Consider the following 20,849-nt stretch of genomic DNA (forward strand, 5'->3'; position numbering starts at 1 on the left):
GTTTCAAGACATTTTTGAGACTAGGTCAATAATATTTCCTCAAAAACGCTAATTCTTATTTAAAATATCAATAAATTCTTATTCTAAATAAATCACATCTATGAATTTGCTAATTAGCAAGTATCTGAATATTCATAAAATCTAAGCTAAACAACACAGATTATTGCCACAAAAATCAATGATAACTGTAGAAACAGCTACTAAGTATCTGTTTACACGTAAACAGGTTGATTATGTATAAAATGTTAAGAAATCAATAAAAAGAGACGAAAAGTATTGAGCAACAATTATCGTTAACTAAACAAACAAAATCAGTACGTTGGCGGAAAAAGGAAAGATAATTGAAGAAACTTAGTCTTGGTGTAGGAGTTATCCTCACTATAATATTCACTTTTTCTTATTGGATTTTTTCATCAGATGAAAAAACCCCAGGGAATTATAGTGACCTCGCAAAGAGGACAGGGCTAAAGTATGAACTCGTTAAACCTAAAGTAAAAAAGAAACTTTATAATAGTATTGGAAAAAGAGGACCTTCCTCAATACCTTCATTATATTCAAACACAGATGGTGCAAGTACATTAGAGGCCGATCTTGGTGATAGCAATATTTCAAAGCTGGCCCCTAAGAAGAAAAAAATTAAAATAAAAAAACGTAATCCATCTACATACACTGGATCATCTTATGCACCACAAGCTGATTACTTTGATCCAAATTATGCGCAAGCAATTAATGAACAAATAAAAGACAAAAAAAGTCCTTCAAAAGACGAAGAAGAAAAAACTTATACTTATGCAAAGTCTGTTCAAAGTACCGAAGAAGAATCATCCACTGAAAGTGAAGATGAAGCTTCTCAATCTTCAGGCTCTAATAATAACGTTGTCGTTATACCAAAGATTCAAGGTGAGATACCTCCTCTAAATGGACTTATCACAAAAACAGACAATGGCCTCTTTAGCAGTAACGTCTATGCAGCAGTAACATGTATCGATCCACGTATTGAATTATTCGACTTAGTAACAATGACTCCACTAGAAGATAATCCAATTACTTTCAATGGAGTTGATCAATCAACAGCTTTTACTTTTGATGTTAGAGAACTAGGACTAGAAAGTTCAACACCGGCCAGATACAAGGTAAAAATAACTGGATGTAGTGAAGAATTAGAAAAGGTTGTTACAAGTTATTATCGTCCACAAAATATTACGGCCGTATCAAGTCTATTAGCAAAAATAACTAATACAGATATTACTTATAATCCAACAGAGGAATTTGCTCTTTATCTTGAAGAAGCAGAAGATATTATTACAAATAAAATCGATCAGTCTACTCTAGACTATGCAACTGTATATTCAGAATTAGAAAATAGTACTGATGTAGCAACTGTTTTTGCAGAGATTACAGAAGGTGAAAATGTACAAATTCTAAAAGAAGCAGCCCCAAAGATCCAATCATTAACAATTCCTGAAATTCTTCACGAAGACCTAAATTCAGATCTAGCTAATGATGAAAGAAATGCGGGATTAAATCCAAATACATTTACAACAAGTGCAGTTCACTGGGATACTGATTATACATTAGCCTATCAATGGATTCTTAACGATGGAACAACAACACAAACTGTTTCAAACTCGAATACATGGCTTTATATCCCACCTGCTGATTCTGCTCCAAATGTTACAGTAACACTAAGAATCGGTAGAAAGAATGCTGGTGATGCTAATGTTGATACAACGATACCTCACCATGAGTTCAGTTATACTTTAGATGTTGTCTTATATAATGATGCACCAACACTTGCTGCAAACCAGGCAGTAAATGTTACAGAAGATACAGTCCATAATTTCACACTAACTGAAGGTTATGATGTAGATTCACCTAGCATAAACTATATTCTGACTTCGACACCAACAAATGGATCACTTAGTTGTGTAACGGACACTAATAACTGTACTTACACTCCTAACGCCGATTATGTTGGCCCTGACTCATTTACTTACAAAGTTAACGATGGTGAACTAGATTCTACTGAAGCAACGGTTGATCTTACAGTTTTAAATGTAAACGATGCTCCAGTGGTTGCTGCAAACCAGTCATTTACTACACCAGAAGACAATCCAATATCTTTTACTATTAGTCAGGCAAGCGACATTGATAATACTCAAGCTAGCCTATCTTATAAGATAACAAATTCAACAACAAATGGAACGATAACAAATTGTATTACAACTGGAACATATGGCCAAGATCTAACATGTGACTATACGCCAAATGCTAATTTCAATGGTAGTGACAGCTTCACATATGTGGCAAATGATGGAGCTCTTGATTCTGCTACAAGTGCAACGGTTTCATTCACAATCACTCCAGTTAACGATGCCCCAACACTTGCTGCAACTCAGGCCGAATCAACTGATGAAGATACACAATTAAGCTTCAACCTAAATGCAGGAAGCGATATTGAAGGAACGACATTAAATTATACAATTCTTTCTTCGACATCTAACGGAGTCCTTAGCTGTTCTCAAGGGACATTAAGAGATTGTACATACGATCCAAACACTAACTTCAACGGAACGGATTCTTTCACGTATAAAGTAGATGATGGTGAGCTAGACTCGACAACTGCAACAGTAACAATCACAGTAAACTCAATTAATGATGCACCTGTTATGGCAGCTGATCAGAGTATTACAACAGATGAAGATACGGCCATTAATTTTATTTTAAATGGAGCAACTGATGTTGATGGTGACACATTAACTTATAAGGTTGTAACACCTCCAGCAAATGGAGTACTTTCTAATTGTATTACAACAGGTAGTTACGCAAGTGATATTGATTGTACATACACGCCAAATGCAAACTATAATGGCAGTGATTCATTCACTTACATCGCATTTGATAGCATCACAGATGCAACGACTACTGCAACAATTTCGTTAACAATAAATCCTATTAACGATGCTCCAACATTAGCATTAACACAGACAGTAAGTACAAATGAAGATACACCACTTAACTTCACTTTAAATGCAGGGGCCGATATTGAATCTGATCCACTTGACTATATTATCGTTAGTGGCCCAGCTGATGGAACACTTTCTTGTACTGGTGGGACATCACGTGATTGTACATATACTCCAGACTTGAATTTCAATGGTTCCACTACATTTACTTACAAGGTAAATGATGGAGCACTTGATTCAACAACAGCAACAGTAACAATAAATGTTACATCTGAAAATGATGCTCCTGTAATGGTTGGTGACCAATCAGAAACAATTGCAGAAGATAACGTTCTAACATTAACTCTTAATGGTGCAACAGATGTCGATCTTCCGGCACAAACTCTACAGTATAAGTTAATTACTGCACCAGCTAATGGAACACTTACAAATTGTATTGCAACTGGCTCATACTCGACTGATGTGACTTGTACTTACACTCCAAATCTAAATTTCAATGGAGTTGATACCTTTACATATCGTGGTAATGACACATTAACAGATTCATCAACAGATTCTACAGTGACAATAAATGTAACACCTGTAAACGATGCTCCAACTCTTGCATCAACTCAATCTGTTACAACGGCCGAAGATACACCACTCAATTTTAACCTCAATACAGGATCTGACATTGAAGGTTCGACACTTTCATATATCATCGTTTCAAATCCTGCTGATGGTACACTTTCTTGTACAGGAGGAAATTCAACGGCCTGTACATATACACCAGATTTAAACTATAACGGCTCTACTACATTTACATATAAAGTAAATGACGGGGCACTAGATTCAAATATTGCAACAGTTACTGTAAATGTAACAGCTGTAAATGATGTTCCAGTAATGGGAGCTAATCAAAGTATTTCAACGAATGAGGATACAGCTGTTAATTTCACTTTAAATAATGCAACCGATGTAGATGGTGATGCATTAACTTATAAACTAGTAACAGCTCCAACAAATGGAAGCCTAACAAATTGTATTACAACAACTTATGGAACTGACTTAACATGTACATATACACCTAATGCTAACTACAACGGAAGTGATTCATTTACATATATCGCAACAGACGGTACAGGAACAGCTGTCACAAACGCTACAGTAAACCTAACAATCAATCCAGTTAATGATGCTCCAACATTAGCGGCTTCGCAATCAGTATCAACAAACGAAGATACTCCTCTGACATTTGATTTAACAGCTGGTGCAGATATTGATGGTGATACTTTAAGTTATATTAAAGTAACAAACCCTGCCTCTGGAACAGTAAGCTGTGTAGGTGGAACATCAAGATCATGTACATATACTCCTGCATTAAACTTTAATGGTACGACTTCATTTACATATAAAGTAAATGATGGAGCTCTTGATTCAACAACGGCAACAGTTAATATTACGATAAACTCAATTAACGATGCTCCTGTAATGGCCGCTGATCAATCGTTTACAACAGATGATAATACTGCTCTATCAATCACTTTAAGTAACGCAAGTGATGTAGATGGAGATCCTCTTACATATAAAATTGTTTCATCACCAAGTAATGGAACTCTGACAAACTGTATTACGACAGGATCATATGGAACAGACCTTACTTGTACTTATACAAGTAATGTGAATTTTAACGGGACAGATACATTTACTTTTATTGCAAATGATGGATCACTTGATGCAGTTACTCCGGAAACTGTTACAATCACAGTAAATGACAAAACTCCATCAGCGCCTCCAGCTATTGCTCTAACATCAGCTACATATACAAATTCAACTGCTAATACAATGACAGTAAGTAGCTGTAGTGATATTTCACAAGTTCTAATAAATGAAGGTACTCAACCTACTGCTGGTGATGCTGGCTGGGTAAGTTGTACAACAACAGCAAGTGCAACTACTTACACTCTTGCCTCTACAACACAAGGTTTACACATCTTAAAAGCATGGTCTAAAGATCCTAATGGTAACGTTTCAACGTCATCAAATGATCTGTATGTTTATTACGATACAATTAATCCAACTTTAGCATTAACAACACCTACTATTCAAAAAGGTGGTAATTCAATAAATTTAACTTGGGATACGACAGATGCAAGTACATCTTCAAGTCAAAACTTTAGCGTTGATTTTTACAATGGATCTACTTGGTCTAGTCTTGGGACAACAGCAGCTATTAATGGCCCAATATCAAGTCAAACTTTTACAAAGGCATGGACTGTTCCATCAATAAATACATCCACTGCACGCTTTAGAGTTAGCTTTACTGACCTAGCAGGAAATTCATCAACAGTGCAATCGAATGTCTTTACAATTGACTCTATTGCTCCTGCTCTAAGTTATAGCTCACCAGCTAATAACTCTTATCACCTATCAAGTACAACCATCACTGGTAATTGTGAAACTGGTAGAGATATTAATATATCAGGAGATATTCAAGCTAACTTTACAATAGCATGTTCAGCTGGAACGTTTTCACAAACTGTTAACTTCTCTGATGGAGACGGTTCAAAGGTTGTAACGCTAAATCAAGTTGATGCTGCTGGAAATTCTACAACTATTTCACGTACTTTCATTAGAGATGAAGTTGCACCAGTTATGACAAAAACAGCTGGTATATCACCAGACTTCACGAATCAGAACACGCCTAATGCATGGTCTGGTACATGTGAAGGTAATTATACAATCTATGTTACAGGTGATGAAACAACATCATTTAATTGTTCATCTGGAACTTGGTCATGGACACCATCTCCAAAAACAGCAGATGGTACATATGTATATAACCTTGTTCAAACAGATGCTGCTGGTAACACGTCATCGCCTGCACTATCTCTAGCATGGGAAAGAGATGCGACACCACCAGCATTTCAAGCGACTGTACCTTTTGAAATCAATATTGGTCAGAACCCGACTGAAATTAGATATACTGATAGCATTACTGTTTCAGGTTCATGTGAAGGAAATAATACAATTGCAATATCAAATCAAGAAACAGATACGATCAGTTGTTCTGCTGCGAACTGGAGCTGGACTTCTCAAACGTATACGACAGATGCAACAAGAACTTTCACATTTACACAATCTGATTCGGCAGGAAATACATCAACTCTTTCTTATACTTGGACAAGAGACTCTAACTTCCCTGCTCTTGCAATTGATACTGCTACAATCAAAAATAACGGATCAACAGCAACTTTCACAGGTACATGTGAAAATGGCCTAACAATAAATATCTCTGGGGCACAAACGACGACAACGACTTGTTCTTCAGGAGTATGGTCTTGGACGACAGCAACGACAGCTGCTGACTTATCAAATAATTATAACTTTGCACAAACAAACGCATCAAGTAATACGACGAATGTAAGTGGTACTTGGATTAGAGAAACTGGCCTTCCAGTTGTAACATCAATCTCAACGACGGAGCCAGATCCTTCACCAACTAACTTTATTCCTTATACTATTAATGCGAACTCACAGAATTCAAACGTCTACATCACTGAATTATGTCTAAAGACAAATGATACAACAGCACCGGCAGCTGGAGATGAATGTTGGTTAGGGCTTAACTCTCCATCAATAGGTATGTCACCTGCTGCAAATGTAACGATCGTAGATTTTTCACATTTACTTGGATGGCAACCAGCAAATTATAATGTCTATGCATGGGTAAAAGATGAAGCTGGAAATATTTCAACAAATACAACAACATTAAATACTGATTATAATGCGATTGGATATACAAAATTTGATCCACCATCAATCTGGGACGTTGCAGCCGCAAACTCAGATACAACATCAATCCCTCCTACTCGTTTAGACTCATCAGTTCCAACAGGTTCTGACGTTTATATTAGATGGAAAGTTGATGATATTCTGGGACTAGATTCAACAGCAATAAACTTATACTATACTCAAGATGAAAAAACTTTCACGGCCATTGCTGGAGCACAAGGGATTGCTCCTCATACTAATCACGGCTGTCCAAGTATTACCCTAGATACAAATGAGGGTTGTTATAAATGGACAGGTGGTTCACCACTAGCAACGTCTTATAAAATACGTGTTAAAGTAACAAATACTTCAGCAATTAGTACCCAACTAATTTCAACACCTCTTAATGCTGATAAGATTAAAATTATCGCTGGTAATACTGAAGCCGGACTTGGTGGTGATGCTCGTACAGCACTTTTCTTCAATAAAACGGTTGGAGACTCAGTTGATATCAATTCACTTGTCTTCACAGATGATGGAAATATCTATTTTGCAGACTACAAAAGAGGGATTCTTACAGTTGATCCAGCAGATGGTAAGCAAAAACTATTCATTACAACAACAGGAACGAGTACAGGAGACGGTGGTCCAGCTGAAAGTGCAACACTTAGATACCCATTAAAAATTGCGCTGGATTATCAAGGTCGACTTCTAATTTATGACTATAACAGAATTCGTCGAGTTGATTTAAATATGGATAACCCGACAATTGAAACTATAATTGGTGGTGGCTCAAATACAGCAGACACTGTAACAAATCCACTTGATCTGCAATTAACTCATAATGGAACATGGGAATATCGTACAAACGCGATGTTATTCACTCCTCTTCCAAATGGTGACATCTGGTTTAATTCTGAACGAGCTGAAAGTATTGAGACTGCTGGAAGTTTCAGAGTTAGAGTCTATAAGGCATCTACTGGACAAGTAGAATCACTATATCTTGGAGGTACTGGTGATGGTTGGCAAGCGACTCAAGACTTATCAAAATGTCGAATTGGTTACATTGGTTTAAAATATAATACTAGTACTTCAGTAATTGAAGGAATGACTGGTCACGCGTATCACCATAAGAACTTCCCTGGATGTGATATGTACACATCGACTTCAGATTATACATACGCTAGAGTTTACTTTGACCCTACAACTGGTCAGGCAATTACTCCATTTGATAATAGTTACCGTTGGTATCACTACTACAACTACACAGGAATGGATGGTAATTCATATGTTACTGTAGCAAGAAGTTATGTTAACAGAAACAACTTTGATGGTACATATACAAGAATACTTGGTTCTGGTACACGAGGAGAATGTACAGATGGGACGCCGGCCACATCTTGTAACATGGACATCTATTCTGTCTTTGTTACTAAAACTGGAAAAATATACTTTAACGATCGTGGTAGAATTAGAACACTTGATGGTGATGGAAATGTTGTCACAATCTTTGGTCAAGGTTATGGATACGGAGATGGAGTCAATGCCGTTAACGCACGATTTGCAGACATATCAAGAGTTGTAAGACTTAATACTGGTGATATTGTCGTTAACGATACAAGATCTTATTATATTAAACAATTCACACCAGACGGGAATATCAATATTGTTGCTGGTAACGGTACAATTGCTTCACAAGATACGACGACTCAGGCTGATGTTCAGCCAGTTAGAAACGCATACTGGATGATGGTTGATCGTGCTACTGGAAATATCTATTCAGATAGAGATACTCACTATGGACGTATGGCCATGCTTAATCGAAGCACTGGCTTGTGGGAAGACATCTTAAATAATACTAGCGGAACTCCTTATTACGATCCAACAGCTGATGGTATGATTGGGGCAAATATTGATACTGGTGGTAGTAACAACCGCGGTCTTCCACTCGGTTTTGCTAATGGACAACTCTTTATGAACCGTATGAGTTACAACCCAACAACTCAACGCTATGAAGACTTCATGCTTAAGAAATATGACTCAACAGACAGCTACCGCCAATCTCATATCATGGGTAAAATTGGATATGAGAATTCAGGTGAAAGTTGTTCGGCATTACAATCAGGGCCAGTAGATGGATCAACTTGTTTCTATGAATACTGGGATGACTTTAGAAATATTTTCTACGATAGCAATGCCAACCGCTATATCATGGCAAAAATGTATCGTGGTGCCCAACGTCGTGTTATTGCACTTAACAGTAATGGAACAGTTGAGCAGATTGCCTACACACCTAGAAATATCGATGATGGATTCACATACGCAAGAAGATCGGGTGTAGACTATATGTACTACTGCTATGGCTCACGTCTATATGCTCACAACCTGACGACAAATACAGACCTCGGAGCGCTGCCTTGGACAATGACAGGGTTTAATTGTCGTGGTGTTCAGTTTGACTATAACCCAGTGAATGATTCAGTCATCTTCCCATTTGAACAGAATGGCTTATATGGAGTTGCTGAATACTTCCTAGACTAGTCCCACTTATGATTTACATCAACTAAGTCTTTAACTGAGTAACCTAGCTCACTTACCTTTCTCGTGACTTTCTTGATAATAGGTTCAGGATTACGCCAATCTCTGGCCATTATCCAAAGATACTTCTCATCAGGTACACCAATAGCAACCCACTGATAATCAGGATCCATTGCAATCACAAGATAATCAAAATAAAGTGGCCAAAATGGAGAGACTTCCCAATGAGCATTCGTTTCCTTATTAATAATCCAAGCTTTTTGAGGAATCTCTTTTAACTCACCTTCAAATGAATCTTCATTAAATGAGAAATCGATATCAATACGTTGTTTCTCTTTATTCCATGTATAAATCTCAAGAGAGTTATGGGCCCCTTCTTCAAGAAATGTGGCACGGGCACTTAGAACATACCATTTTCCCATAAAACGATTAATATCCACGTAATCAACAGTCTTGTTATATGTTGTTGAACTACATGAGACTAAAAAAAGAAAAGAGATGAGAGTAAATAATTTCATAAGTTATTCTATCCATTGATAACAGCAATAATCAACTTAATATTATCAATGAGTTATACAGTTATTTTATTAAGTATTTACACCTGTTTGACATATCAAACAAACTAGAATATTTGAGTCTAATTAAATTAAAAACAACGAGGTAATATATGAAAAACTTAGTTATGGCATTAGTTTGCGCATTCTCACTAAACGCAAATGCAGGAATTACTATTGGCTTCCCTGGAGATATTAGTTTCCCTGATATGAGAGATATTGAAGAGTCACAAAGAATATTTCAAGAAGCAGTTGAAACACTTATTGAAAGCGAAGAAGTCGCTTCTGTAGTTTCCAAAGTAGAACAAGGACATCGTTCAACTTGTGTTGCATTAGAAGATAAGGCTTCAAGAGGACTTATTTGGTTTAAGCTAAGGTACCGCTGTGAAGGTGAAAGAGATTTTACTCTAACTGTAAAGTCACGCCTTAAAAAAGATAGTATTATTGTAAAAGAATATAAGATTAAACTATAGACAAAGAAGCGCACTAGTATCTAGTGCGCTTTTTTTATTATTTTAAAGAAACACTTTTAACTTTTTTTGGATTGAAAATCCCGAGAAACTTATTAAGAACCTCACCTGCAAACGACTCAATATTGTCCACAAATGTGGCCTTTTTAACCTTATCGTAACAAACAGTATTATCAACAGACGCTGAGTCGTAAATAGATTCGGCCTTATCCGTATCCTTTTTCTTAATTGGGAAAGGAACTCTCTCATCCTTTAATTCGATAGAAAAATCCTTTGCCACTTGGGCCATTTTAGCAATAGCAGTATCAAATTCTGAATTATTCAAACTATCATTAATATCCACTCGGTTATGAATATCATCCATTACATCTGCAATGACTTTATCACTATCCTTACAATGTGAAAGACCTAGTTTTATTTGAGAGTGAAATTGACTAACGTAAGAGTCAACCTTATCAAGGCCAAGCTGAACATCGTACTTATAAAAAGTTTTTGCTCTTCTTGATAAGCTCTGACATTCCTGATTACTTCTTTGACCTGGTCCACATTTTTCAGCGAAGTGCTTTCTTGTATCCTTTAAAAATACAATATAATTACTAACTCCACTAGAAAGCTGCTTCTTATCATGATCAGTCATCATAGAAAAGGCAGTGGCCATAACCTCGTTCTTTTCCTTCTTTGATAGTGAGCTATAATTACAAACTTTTTTGTAACTATTAAGTTTTGAGAAGGCTGCTTTATAAGAATCAAAGTTTGATGCATAGGAACTACTTCCAACAAATAAAGCTGCGGTTAATAAGAAATGTCTCGTGTATTTTATTGTTTTTCTTTCCATAGTTAACGTATCGTTAAATTTTATTAATAACTTTAATAAAGTTTATTGTAATATCAGCCGAATAGTTCATTATGAAAAACTTCAAGATTTTAATGAATATGACATTTTTAGTACTACTATCAACTATGATTGCCTCATGTAATGGAGGTGGTGGTAGCGGCAATGAGCAGGAAAATACTGGCACAAAGCGGATATCACTAAAGTTGAATTGGACTCCTCCATCAGAGCGAGCCGATGGTTCACGTCTTTATCCATATGAAATTGGTGGATATGAGATTCTATATCGCAAGAATAGTAGTCCTGATTGGAACTCAATTGTTATCTACGACGATCAAAGTTGGGTTTTAGACAAATACGAAATAAAAGATCTTTCAACTGGAACATATGAAATAAAAATGGCCACCTTTGATATTGATGGCCGATTTAGTACCTACTCAGACCCAGTCAAAGTAGATAAGTATTAATATTATTTTAGATAATCTGTATTAATACCATAAGCATTAATAATATGCTCATCAGGAGTGTCGCGATAAAGTTTTAATTTATTCTTATCAACATGCTCCTGCACATAATCCTCATAACAATCACTTACTTTTAGTACTTCATTCGTAAAAATACCTTGCTCATCAAAAGCATATCGTTCAGCACGATATATATGCTGATTACGATTCTTTTCTTTGATTTCATATATCTCATACATCTTTTGAGTTTCATATTCACTTAACTCTTTCATTGGCTCTACATCTAATCCAAATAGTTTTTGAAAGTTCTTAAAAGCGTTATAATAAATCATATCCACTTCGTATTCTTGTGGAATTAATTTATCAAGAGCATGAGTTGCTTCATGTACGAAGAAATGGGCCACTAGGCCAAGTTCATCTTCAAATCCGATATAGATTGTAGGTACTGTTGTTGTGAAATCAAAAAGTGCAGATGTTCTAGAACCTAATCCCCTTCTTTGTCTTTCAAAACTTGTAAGATTTGAAATTTTTAATTTACCTTGATCTAACAAAGGCATTAATTGATCAATAACACTCTTACCTTTTTGAGTTGTTGCAACGAGTGCAAAAAGCTCATCTAAAGAATAATTTCTCTTATTTAAATGAAAAACTTGGGCATTGCGTTTTATCTCACACTTGGCCACTTCAACCTTATTATCCTGTGGGCGATGGCGATATCGTGGATCATGGTCCAAATCTGGTCCACCGAAACCTCCAAGGCCACCAAAATTACCAAAACTAGCAAATGTTGAAAGATTTAACGCCATTAATAATAGATATTTATTCATTGATTCCCCCTATGTATGTTCCAAATTACCAGTACTTATCAAATATTTCAGTGAGTTTGAAAGATCTACTAGGCCTGCATAGAGAATCGACAATCTAATTTGATGGAGGCCAAAAACTAGACGAATCGTGGCCTTTTGACTAAAACTATAGGGTAATAAAAATTAACTACTTAAGAAGGATTTTATGGGAAGAAAATCAGCAAAAATCGCGGCAAAAAAAGGTGCAGCAGACAAGGCCCGTGGGCAAGTCTTCACTAGAGCTCTAAAAGACGTATTCTTAGCTTCAAAAAGTGGAAGTGGTGACCCTGACACAAACTTTTTACTAAAAGTAGCTATTGACCGTTGTAAGAAGTTTAACGTACCAAAAGACAATATCGACCGGGCCATTAAAAAAGGCCAAGGTGGAGATGGTGTTGGCTACACAGATATAAATTATGAAGGATATGGCCCAGGCGGAGTTGCCGTATTCGTTGAAGCTTCAACAGATAATAATACGAGAACAGTTGCAAATGTACGTAGCTATTTCAATAAGGTTCAAGGATCTCTAGGACAAACTGGCTCATTAGAATTCGTTTTCAAAAGAGAAGCAAACTTTCTAGTAAATGAAGAAAATGTAAGTGATCAAGATGAATTCGAATTAGAAGTTATTGATGCTGGTGCAGAAGATATAACTTTAGAAGATGGAGTTTATGAAATTATCGCTCCTGTTGAATCATTTGGTGATATTCAAAAGAAATTACAAGAAATTAATATCACACCAGAAGAAGCAAGACTTGAGAGAGTTCCTCTTAACCATAAAGCTATTGATGACGAAGATACATTAAAGCAATTTGAAAGACTTATTGATTTATTAGAAGAAGACGATGATGTCGTCACTGTTTATCATAATCTTGAAGAAGAAGAGTAAGATATAAAGGGATCATTTTGATCCCTTTTTTTATATAGAATTTATCCATATAATGTATTTATGGATATAAAATTAATTACACAGCTAGTGCCCCTCTTCTTTTTAGGTGCAATGACATTTTTTGGAATCACATTTTTCTATTTCATAAATTCAATTAATGCCTATTACAAAAAACACGCTAAATTAATCAAAGGTAAAATTATTGCTTTCAAAGAAGAGTCTAAAACTTATCGAAGCAATAGAAGAACAACAAGAACCACTACAATTTGTCCTGTTATTGAATATTATCAAGATGGACAAAGAAAGCTCTTCTTAGGAACAAATCAAAGCTTTTTAAAGAATCGAATTGGAAAAAGTGTTGATGTATACATCATTGACGGGAAAGATGATTACGTTCTTCAAAAAGAGAATGTGTACAAAATATTCTCTCTAGCTTCACTGGCCTTCATTCTAGCTCCAATTCTAATCATCTCTACTATGAATGTCGATTTGATCTATAAAGTGGTTATCCCATTCTTTGGTATTCTACTTCTTTTACCTCCAGCAATAGGCATTAGAAAAAAAATGATTAAAAACTTAAAAGAAAGTGGAGATAACAGAAGCCTAATACAAGTAATACAAGAAAGCTTTTTAAAAAATAAGTCAATTATTGACATCAAAGATTATGAAACTAGTGACGAGTATATTAAATCAGCAGCAAAATTTAATAAAAAAGTTTCTAATACTCATTTCTATGGAATTGTTCTCACTACGATATTCGGTTGTGGCCTGTACTACTTAATTAAACACGTTTATCACACTAAACTTCATAGTCGAGATAAAGTCTTATTTACCAATTTCCTAAATGATTTTAATAATTATCATCCAATTATAGACGAGCTTGGAAAAAATGATGATGTGACAGTCTTTTGTATACTAATCGCATTTTCAATTATCATCACTTATGGATTTATCATAAATCTTAGTGGGTGGATAAAGAGTCGTTAATATCAGAGCTTGATATCGCATGATCACTAATAAGATTATGATAATGGACTAGTTTATCCTTTAAACGCTGACTATAAGTTATCATATGCATAATAACACTAGCATCACGTCGATCAGGTGCGGCCATAAGTTTAAGAATCCTCTTATTATATTCAATGATATTAAATTGAAATTCATTTACTTCTTTTTTTAGCTCTCGCTTTTGTTCTTCATCCAAATGGGGATTAGACATTGTTTCAAAAAAACTTAAAGTTCGAGTTGCCAGTGAGCGAATGATAATAATGAGATCACTTTTTAATTCAATATAATTCTTATCCATAGAGTCTTTTAAGTCTGATAAGTCTTTTACGGAGTCATGAATTTGAAAGATATATTCATAAATCGACATTATACGAACAATAGAATTAATCTCTTCTTCACTAGTACAAGTAGCAATATAATTTGAGAAGAAGGAGACTAACTCATCTTCTACATAATCGACATAATCCATTCTTCTCTTGGCCGCATTGAAAACACCTTTATAATTTGTTTCAATACTCAAGGTAATAAGATTGTAATTTTCTTGGACAAAATCATATGTTTTGGGAACGTTTAAATAGAGATTTCTTTCAATTTCACTAAAGTCATTATCAGGAGAGAACATACTCAAATCGAAACGTTCAAAATCCATCTTCCCCTCACCTAGGACCTTATCAACAAAACGGATAAAAGGATCAATAGCGATAATGAAAATGATGGTTGTTGTTACATTAAAAATGAGATGGAAGTTTGCTAAGGCTATGGCCGGATCATCAGCTAATAATTTAAACTTATCCCCCCATATAAAAACGATGGGCAAGAAAAGGACAACACCACCAAAATTGAATAAGAAGTGAGATAAAGCAGTTTTCTTTGCAGCGATATCCATATTCACAATCGAGATAAGGGCCGTTACAGTTGTTCCGATATTGGCCCCCATTAGAATTGGGACCGCATTACCTACTGATAGGATTCCCTGCTGAGTTAGAATGATGGCCAAACCAGTCGTAACAGATGAAGATTGAACGACTGCTGTTATAATCATACCAACCAGAACTCCTAAGAATGGATTATGAGGTTTTGATAAAAATGAGATGAGTCTTTCATCACTTTGTAGAGGTACAAGAGTTGAAGAAATAAGATGTAGGGCAAAGAAAACAAAACCAAAATAAAATAATGATTTAGCAAATACAGAGTACTTCGTCTTTATTAATGATAAAAAGAAACTCAATATAATAAAAACAGGACCAAAAGCTGTTAATTTAAAAGCAACCAATTGTGCTGTAATAGTCGTACCAACATTTGAACCAAAGATAATACCCACAGAGTTTTTAAAAGACAGTACACCAGCATTAACTAAACTGATAGCTATAACAGATGTTGCTGAACTTGATTGAACAACTGCTGTAACAAATGCACCAATGAGAACACCAATACTTGTATAATTAGTTACCTTTCCGATAAATTTTCTGAACTGGTCTCCAGTAACTTTTTGAACCTCTTTTGAAAAATTCTCTAGTCCAAAAATAAATAAGATAACACTGGAAGTTGCAGCAATGAATATATTGAAATCACCCATATTTTCGTACCGTGTTTAGAAAATTATTAAGATAAATAATAAATAATTATAGTACAAAAACAACTAAAGAACATACAATATTGTCAGTAAAATCAGATAGAAATAAAACTAGTTAATCAGCTAAAATAGTTCTCTCGATTATCAAGTATATGGCCAAAAACCCTTCAACACTGGCCATAGGAAGGCCTCTTTTTTGAAGAGGTCTTTTTTTATTATTGGTAAAATTTTAGTTAAAGAAGTCCACATATCTTTTAAACCATTTTGTATCTCCAAAACGATCGACAACAGCTTCAAAGAATATTTCAACAGAGGATTCTTGAAGTCCCATTTGATCGTAGGACAACTCCTCATATAAATTCATAATGAGGCTTGGTGAAAATTCATTCATAAGGCGATCTAAGTAATCACGGCCCTGCTTTGGACTTCTAGTAATAAGATAATCGAAAATAGATAGACGTTTTATATCACTTGCCTCAGGGGATCTCTTTTGAATACTTAAGCCATTATCAAAATGATGCCACTGTGGTGACTTATCATTTACAGTTCTAATACAAAGAGTGACTGTAGGGTTATGTTCATGGAGGACACGATGTGAAAACTCAAGTCCCCTCTTAATTTCTCTAATATCATTTGTAACAAGCGTCTCATCTACAATACACTCTAAATTAGATAAGAAAATATCATCAAAGAATTCTTCATCTTTAGTTACTTTAAAAACTTCATGTCTTGACTCTCCATATAGGACTTGAAAAGCGCCACTAAAAGAATGTGAATGAATCGAAGTATCTAATGTTTGCCAAAAATAGAGATCAACAACAAAGTGCCCGTTATTGTACAAAGTAATTGGAGGCTGGCCAAAACCATTATAAACATTTACCTGTTCTGGAAGAACTTTTGTTTCAAGACTCCATTTTGCAATAAAATCCTCTAATTCATGGATATCCACTTTAATAGACTTATTTTTAAGATATTCATAACAAGCATGAGAAAAATTCTCATTATTAAGCTTTAAGTCTTCAATCTCTTTACCTATATTTAAAATCTCATTCATTTTGGCCCGCTTTAAAATAAAAAAGCCGGTCAAAGACCCGCCATTAGAATATATATTAAATCATATATCTTACTCATCACAAGCTTTTTAATATTTTATATAATTCATTTTATAATGAATAAAGATAGCTCTCTAAATCCTTAATATCTTGTTTTGACAGAGGACTTTTCCATCCTGGCATTGATTCCTTAGAACGCGAAACAAGAAGATAGAAATTAAAATTAGGTACTTCTTTAGAGAGATTGGATAAGTCAACATTATCAATCATATTTCCATCTTGGCCATGACAACTCATACAATTCTTTGAATAAATCTTTTTACCGCGTACTACAGAATTTGCATCAAGCACTCTTTTAATATTCTCTGAAGTTCGAGTCGTATCTTTTGGAATGATACCATGTCTCATCTTTTGTCCATGATAGTACTCACGTGAGTCAGTGTTTATACTAGAACATGAACTTACAAATACAAGTATCAAACAAATATAGATATACTTCATTAGTCATTTTCTCTAAGTATCATTAAACGACATGGAGCATGCCCAACCATATATTCAGCAAATGAGCTTGAAAATAATCCGCTAAAACCGTGCTTACCTCGAGTCTCAATTATCATTTCATCAATTGAATTCTCTTGTGCATATTCTTTTAGTGCAATTTTAGAAGAGTTTGCAAAAAGGCATTTACCAATAACTTTCCCCTTATAATCAGAAGGTATAAGCTCTTTAGATAGGCCCTGAAGTAAAGTAGCAACAGACTTTTCAATATCATCCATTTGGCTTTCTAAAGGATATGAAGCAAAGTAGAAAGTATCAGCATAGACCTGTGTCTCAAACCCATGAACGAAGTGAACTTCATCCCAACGACTCCAGTCATAATTTTTTAATTGTCCTTTAAAAGAATTAATTGATTCATTAGTGACATCGACACAAATCATTAATTTACTCATAGCTATCCCCTTGTGGATCTTTACTTCACTATAGAGTATCTGTTTATTTATGTGAGTTAAATATGACTTATATCAGGTAAAACAAAATTTAAGCAATAAAGATTAAAATCTTATACCTGCACCAATATAGAAGTTCATACCACTTTGATCAATTTGTTGATTAAATCCACTTTCATGCTCCATTGGGGCCAAAACATAGTTCCGCTGTTCTGCTCCAACCGAAACAAAGAAGCGATCCCAAAAGATTGCCTTGGCCTCAAGAGAGACACCATAAGAATAACCACCAATATCATCATAGTGATTATCCTCATATTTTTGACCATTATAGTATGTATTAGTATCTGATTTAACATGGACAAGCCCAGCACTTACACCAGGACTTAAATCTAACTTAAGTTCAGGTGTATTAACTAGACGGATTGCATATTTCATTCCAAGTTGAATATCATTTAAAACGGTTATATTTTCGGCTTCGTATACATCATAGCGATCGTCATTGAAAAGATCTCCTTGTGTATAACCAACATGTCGGCCATTCATTTGATACTTTCTATATGTATCTGCTAATTCGATACTAAAATTATCTGTGACAAGATACTCAATCGATATTTTGTGTCCTTCTTTAAATTCAATATTTTCATCAAACATCTTATTAAAGTCTTCACCACCAAAGTTATAAATATCATCTTCATCGTGACCAACATTATAAGAAGAGTCCACAGCTGAATAGTTTATCTGGGAATAAGTGATGACAAAGCGTTTGCGAATCCCATCAAGAATATCTTCTTCATCGACCTTACCTTCCTCAACTTCAACTGGCTCAAAGATAGCATCATTATTTCTCACTAATTCGTTAAGATGCGAATGCTCAATATTATAGTCATTAGCTAAAACCTGAGCTCCTAACAGCAGAGCGAAAGTTGTTTTCTTCATAATTATCCTTATTTTGATTTAAGTTCTAACTTAATTAAAAAGTATCACAATATTTAATACGCAAAGGCCTATACAAGAGAATTCATGTACTATTTGCATGTTAAAGTTTTATACAAAGCTTAATATTCAAAATATCAATTTGAACCTTTAAATGTGACTAAAGATTGGACAATTCCTAAAATCCTAAACAACAAAAATACTTTCAATATTATAAGAGCTTAATATTTCTAAATTAGAATTGGCATCTGATGTGCATTTAATCACGAAACGTTAGAATTATTTTGGAGCTTATCTTGAAGATAAAATCATTTATTGTAAGTACAATGCTATTAACGACGTCTGCTGTCTCTGGGAGAATAGCAATAAATGTAGAAGGCGCTTATCTTAATCAAGACCTAAACCAATACAACACAAGTGACTTAATTAAAACAGACGAATTTGCGTCAAACTCATACTGGCGAGACACTGTTAAAAGAGAAGCAGTCATTAAATCTATTGTTAAATGTTTGGATAATAAATGCGCTCGATTTGGCTCTATGGATATTCAAGATATCTATAGTGAGTCTGTTAAGAAGTTCGGTAAAAAAGACGGTGATATTTATTTTGCTAACGTTGTAGCAGGTCTCATGATTGGCTCACCTGAGATTAAAAGAAATGAAATTCTATCTGCTTCAAAGCTTATGATGAGTTTTGAACAAAAGATCTATCTAGCCCACATCATGGGCCATATAATGAATAACCACTACGACTTCACTCGTGCCACAAGTGGTGAATCTGGAATAGTTACAGAACAAGATATTTTTAATGCCATAAAAAGTAATTCCAGAGCTGGAATCTGTCGTGACATTGCAGTTGTTCAAGCAAATATTTTAAAACGTCTTGATGTAGAAGATGCTTATGTAGTTGCCTATAACTCAAGACGTGTTGGCCATGCCACAGTAATTGCACAAGACCCTGAAAATCCAGATCGTATTGTAAACTTTAATTACGGTGAAACTAGAATTAATAATAGAACAGGAGCAGCAGGCCTTTCTCAAGATAATTATATTCCAGAATTTGGTATCAATTACCGTATTTTCGATAGTGAAGGAAATCCTGTTGATCGAGTCCCTAGTGAAATGGGCTATATTCTAAATCAGGCGGCAGGCCTTGATATCGAAGTTTCATCAAACGGTGTTCAATACGATGGCATCAATATGATCAATCTCGACTATAAAACCGGAAATATTTCCACAAGAGCATTTTACGCAACAAGTGACAGCGGCATCGAAGCAATGGGTGGCGTATTTAAATATGAAAATTACTCAAAGCATATCGACACTGTATTAGGTGTTGGGATGCAGACTTCAAGAAAGGAAATTCAAGAAAGAGAATTCTATAAAGAATCCACAAGCGCTTTTATGGGAATGGACGTAAAGCTTAAAACTGGAAAGGTCGATATTGGCCCTGTAAGAAACCTCTACGCAGACATTCAAGGAAATATAAGCATAGATGTTGGTCACGGAAGTGCCACATTAAATGATTATGAAACAGAAGATATGTATAGCGACAACTTAAATTCAATTAAGTCATCTCTATACGCTGATACAAGTTTTTTAGGAGCTAATTGGAAAAGTATCGTATCAGTTCATGCCTCGATTATGAAAGCCGACGTAAGAGATGAAGGAAAGTACACTGTCGCCATCCTAGGCGGTAAGATTGAAAACGTTATCAAGAAACAAGTATTTGAACAATATGGTGTAGGTATTCACAATATTGTCTATATCAAGCAAAACGGCGCAACCACAGATCTTAAAGTCTCTGTTTATTCTCAAGATGGCAAGTATGCCTTTGAAGTTGGAATCAAAAAACCTATCGCTGGAAAAGTTGGTTTTTGGGTAAAAGGAAGCGAGCCTTCGACTTATGCTACAGCAAAAACCAAAGTCTTAGATGAAAACCTAGAACTAAGCATTCAGTACATTAAAAAGAAAAATAATGAGAGTACGTATAACTTTAAAGGTGAATATAAGTTTTAAACTTAGG

General features: G+C 35.0%; 15 protein-coding genes. 6 read left to right on the forward strand and 9 right to left on the reverse strand.

Translation table 11 applies throughout. The annotated features are described in order from the left end of the window. Window positions 1-341: 341 nt before the first annotated feature. The gene (locus VCM44_RS09270; RefSeq protein ID WP_334678627.1) at window positions 342-9,260 is read left to right on the forward strand and encodes a tandem-95 repeat protein; all 8,919 of its coding nucleotides are present in this window, start codon (window positions 342-344) and stop codon (window positions 9,258-9,260) included. Here VCM44_RS09270 and VCM44_RS09275 read toward each other — a convergent pair. Beyond that, window positions 9,257-9,775, reverse strand: a complete 519-nt coding sequence (locus tag VCM44_RS09275) for a lipocalin family protein (RefSeq protein WP_115362344.1) — start codon at window positions 9,773-9,775, stop codon at window positions 9,257-9,259. The two genes, VCM44_RS09270 and VCM44_RS09275, sit on opposite strands and share 4 nt — an antisense overlap. Before the next feature lie 61 nt (window positions 9,776-9,836). Continuing rightward, a complete protein-coding gene (locus VCM44_RS15150) occupies window positions 9,837-10,007 on the reverse strand; it encodes a hypothetical protein (protein ID WP_442905008.1) in 171 nt (56 codons plus the stop codon). Here VCM44_RS15150 and VCM44_RS09280 point away from each other — a divergent pair. Continuing rightward, window positions 9,925-10,284: a hypothetical protein gene (locus tag VCM44_RS09280; protein WP_334678628.1), complete on the forward strand. Its 360-nt coding sequence runs from the start codon at window positions 9,925-9,927 to the stop codon at window positions 10,282-10,284. The two genes, VCM44_RS15150 and VCM44_RS09280, sit on opposite strands and share 83 nt — an antisense overlap. Window positions 10,285-10,321: 37 nt before the next feature. On the opposite strand, the gene VCM44_RS09285 is transcribed toward VCM44_RS09280, so the two are convergent. Next, the gene (locus VCM44_RS09285; RefSeq protein WP_115362341.1) at window positions 10,322-11,116 is read right to left on the reverse strand and encodes a hypothetical protein; all 795 of its coding nucleotides are present in this window, start codon (window positions 11,114-11,116) and stop codon (window positions 10,322-10,324) included. A gap of 71 nt (window positions 11,117-11,187) precedes the next feature. On the opposite strand from VCM44_RS09285, the gene VCM44_RS09290 reads away from it, so the two are divergent. Next, window positions 11,188-11,580, forward strand: coding sequence for a fibronectin type III domain-containing protein (locus VCM44_RS09290; RefSeq protein ID WP_334678629.1), 393 nt, complete (start codon window positions 11,188-11,190; stop codon window positions 11,578-11,580). Window positions 11,581-11,582: 2 nt separating this feature from the next. Here VCM44_RS09290 and VCM44_RS09295 read toward each other — a convergent pair whose 3' ends face one another. Then, complete coding sequence (locus tag VCM44_RS09295) at window positions 11,583-12,404, reverse strand: hypothetical protein (protein WP_334678630.1); 822 nt, start codon at window positions 12,402-12,404, stop codon at window positions 11,583-11,585. Between the two features lie 184 nt (window positions 12,405-12,588). Here VCM44_RS09295 and VCM44_RS09300 point away from each other — a divergent pair, with 184 nt between their 5' ends. Together VCM44_RS09300 and VCM44_RS09305 are read left to right on the forward strand one after the other, a co-directional pair. Continuing rightward, window positions 12,589-13,311 carry a YebC/PmpR family DNA-binding transcriptional regulator gene (locus VCM44_RS09300; RefSeq protein WP_115362335.1) on the forward strand — a complete coding sequence of 241 codons (723 nt, stop codon included), beginning with the start codon at window positions 12,589-12,591 and terminating at the stop codon, window positions 13,309-13,311. A gap of 60 nt (window positions 13,312-13,371) precedes the next feature. Next, window positions 13,372-14,298 carry a hypothetical protein gene (locus VCM44_RS09305; protein ID WP_334678631.1) on the forward strand — a complete coding sequence of 309 codons (927 nt, stop codon included), beginning with the start codon at window positions 13,372-13,374 and terminating at the stop codon, window positions 14,296-14,298. Here VCM44_RS09305 and VCM44_RS09310 read toward each other — a convergent pair. From VCM44_RS09310 to VCM44_RS09330, 5 genes are all read right to left on the reverse strand, one after another. Then, entirely contained in the window at window positions 14,273-15,895 is a 1,623-nt protein-coding gene (locus VCM44_RS09310; protein WP_334678632.1) for a Na/Pi cotransporter family protein, read from the reverse strand. The genes VCM44_RS09305 and VCM44_RS09310 overlap by 26 nt on opposite strands. Before the next feature lie 226 nt (window positions 15,896-16,121). After that, window positions 16,122-16,946 (reverse strand): hypothetical protein, encoded by an 825-nt coding sequence (locus VCM44_RS09315; protein ID WP_334678633.1) that lies wholly within the window; start codon window positions 16,944-16,946, stop codon window positions 16,122-16,124. A 109-nt stretch (window positions 16,947-17,055) separates the two neighbouring features. Further along, window positions 17,056-17,445, reverse strand: a complete 390-nt coding sequence (locus VCM44_RS09320) for a c-type cytochrome (protein WP_334678634.1) — start codon at window positions 17,443-17,445, stop codon at window positions 17,056-17,058. Beyond that, window positions 17,445-17,894: a universal stress protein gene (locus VCM44_RS09325; RefSeq protein WP_115362326.1), complete on the reverse strand. Its 450-nt coding sequence runs from the start codon at window positions 17,892-17,894 to the stop codon at window positions 17,445-17,447. The genes VCM44_RS09320 and VCM44_RS09325 overlap by 1 nt, the downstream gene beginning before the upstream one ends. Before the next feature lie 102 nt (window positions 17,895-17,996). Continuing rightward, window positions 17,997-18,827 carry a hypothetical protein gene (locus VCM44_RS09330; protein WP_334678635.1) on the reverse strand — a complete coding sequence of 277 codons (831 nt, stop codon included), beginning with the start codon at window positions 18,825-18,827 and terminating at the stop codon, window positions 17,997-17,999. 293 nt (window positions 18,828-19,120) lie between these two features. Between VCM44_RS09330 and VCM44_RS09335 the strand changes: the two genes are divergently transcribed. Next, on the forward strand, window positions 19,121-20,842 hold the full coding sequence (locus tag VCM44_RS09335) for a transglutaminase-like domain-containing protein (protein ID WP_334678636.1): 1,722 nt from the start codon (window positions 19,121-19,123) through the stop codon (window positions 20,840-20,842). Window positions 20,843-20,849 lie beyond the last annotated feature (7 nt).

This window comes from Halobacteriovorax sp. DPLXC-1 (assembly GCF_036903125.1).
Lineage (GTDB): Bacteria > Bdellovibrionota > Bacteriovoracia > Bacteriovoracales > Bacteriovoracaceae > Halobacteriovorax_A > Halobacteriovorax_A vibrionivorans.

Excerpts from the sequence above, each read along its gene's own strand:
- VCM44_RS09275 (WP_115362344.1), bottom strand. The coding sequence starts at position 9,775 with ATGAAATTATTTACTCTCATCTCTTTTCTTTTTTTAGTCTCATGTAGT.
- VCM44_RS09320 (WP_334678634.1), bottom strand. The coding sequence starts at position 17,445 with ATGAAGTATATCTATATTTGTTTGATACTTGTATTTGTAAGTTCATGT.
- VCM44_RS09280 (WP_334678628.1), top strand. The coding sequence starts at position 9,925 with ATGAAAAACTTAGTTATGGCATTAGTTTGCGCATTCTCACTAAACGCA.
- VCM44_RS09285 (WP_115362341.1), bottom strand. The coding sequence starts at position 11,116 with ATGGAAAGAAAAACAATAAAATACACGAGACATTTCTTATTAACCGCA.
- VCM44_RS09295 (WP_334678630.1), bottom strand. The coding sequence starts at position 12,404 with ATGAATAAATATCTATTATTAATGGCGTTAAATCTTTCAACATTTGCT.
- VCM44_RS09330 (WP_334678635.1), bottom strand. The coding sequence starts at position 18,827 with ATGAAGAAAACAACTTTCGCTCTGCTGTTAGGAGCTCAGGTTTTAGCT.
- VCM44_RS09310 (WP_334678632.1), bottom strand. The coding sequence starts at position 15,895 with ATGGGTGATTTCAATATATTCATTGCTGCAACTTCCAGTGTTATCTTA.
- VCM44_RS09290 (WP_334678629.1), top strand. The coding sequence starts at position 11,188 with ATGAAAAACTTCAAGATTTTAATGAATATGACATTTTTAGTACTACTA.
- VCM44_RS09305 (WP_334678631.1), top strand. The coding sequence starts at position 13,372 with ATGGATATAAAATTAATTACACAGCTAGTGCCCCTCTTCTTTTTAGGT.
- VCM44_RS09300 (WP_115362335.1), top strand. The coding sequence starts at position 12,589 with ATGGGAAGAAAATCAGCAAAAATCGCGGCAAAAAAAGGTGCAGCAGAC.
- VCM44_RS09315 (WP_334678633.1), bottom strand. The coding sequence starts at position 16,946 with ATGAATGAGATTTTAAATATAGGTAAAGAGATTGAAGACTTAAAGCTT.
- VCM44_RS09325 (WP_115362326.1), bottom strand. The coding sequence starts at position 17,894 with ATGAGTAAATTAATGATTTGTGTCGATGTCACTAATGAATCAATTAAT.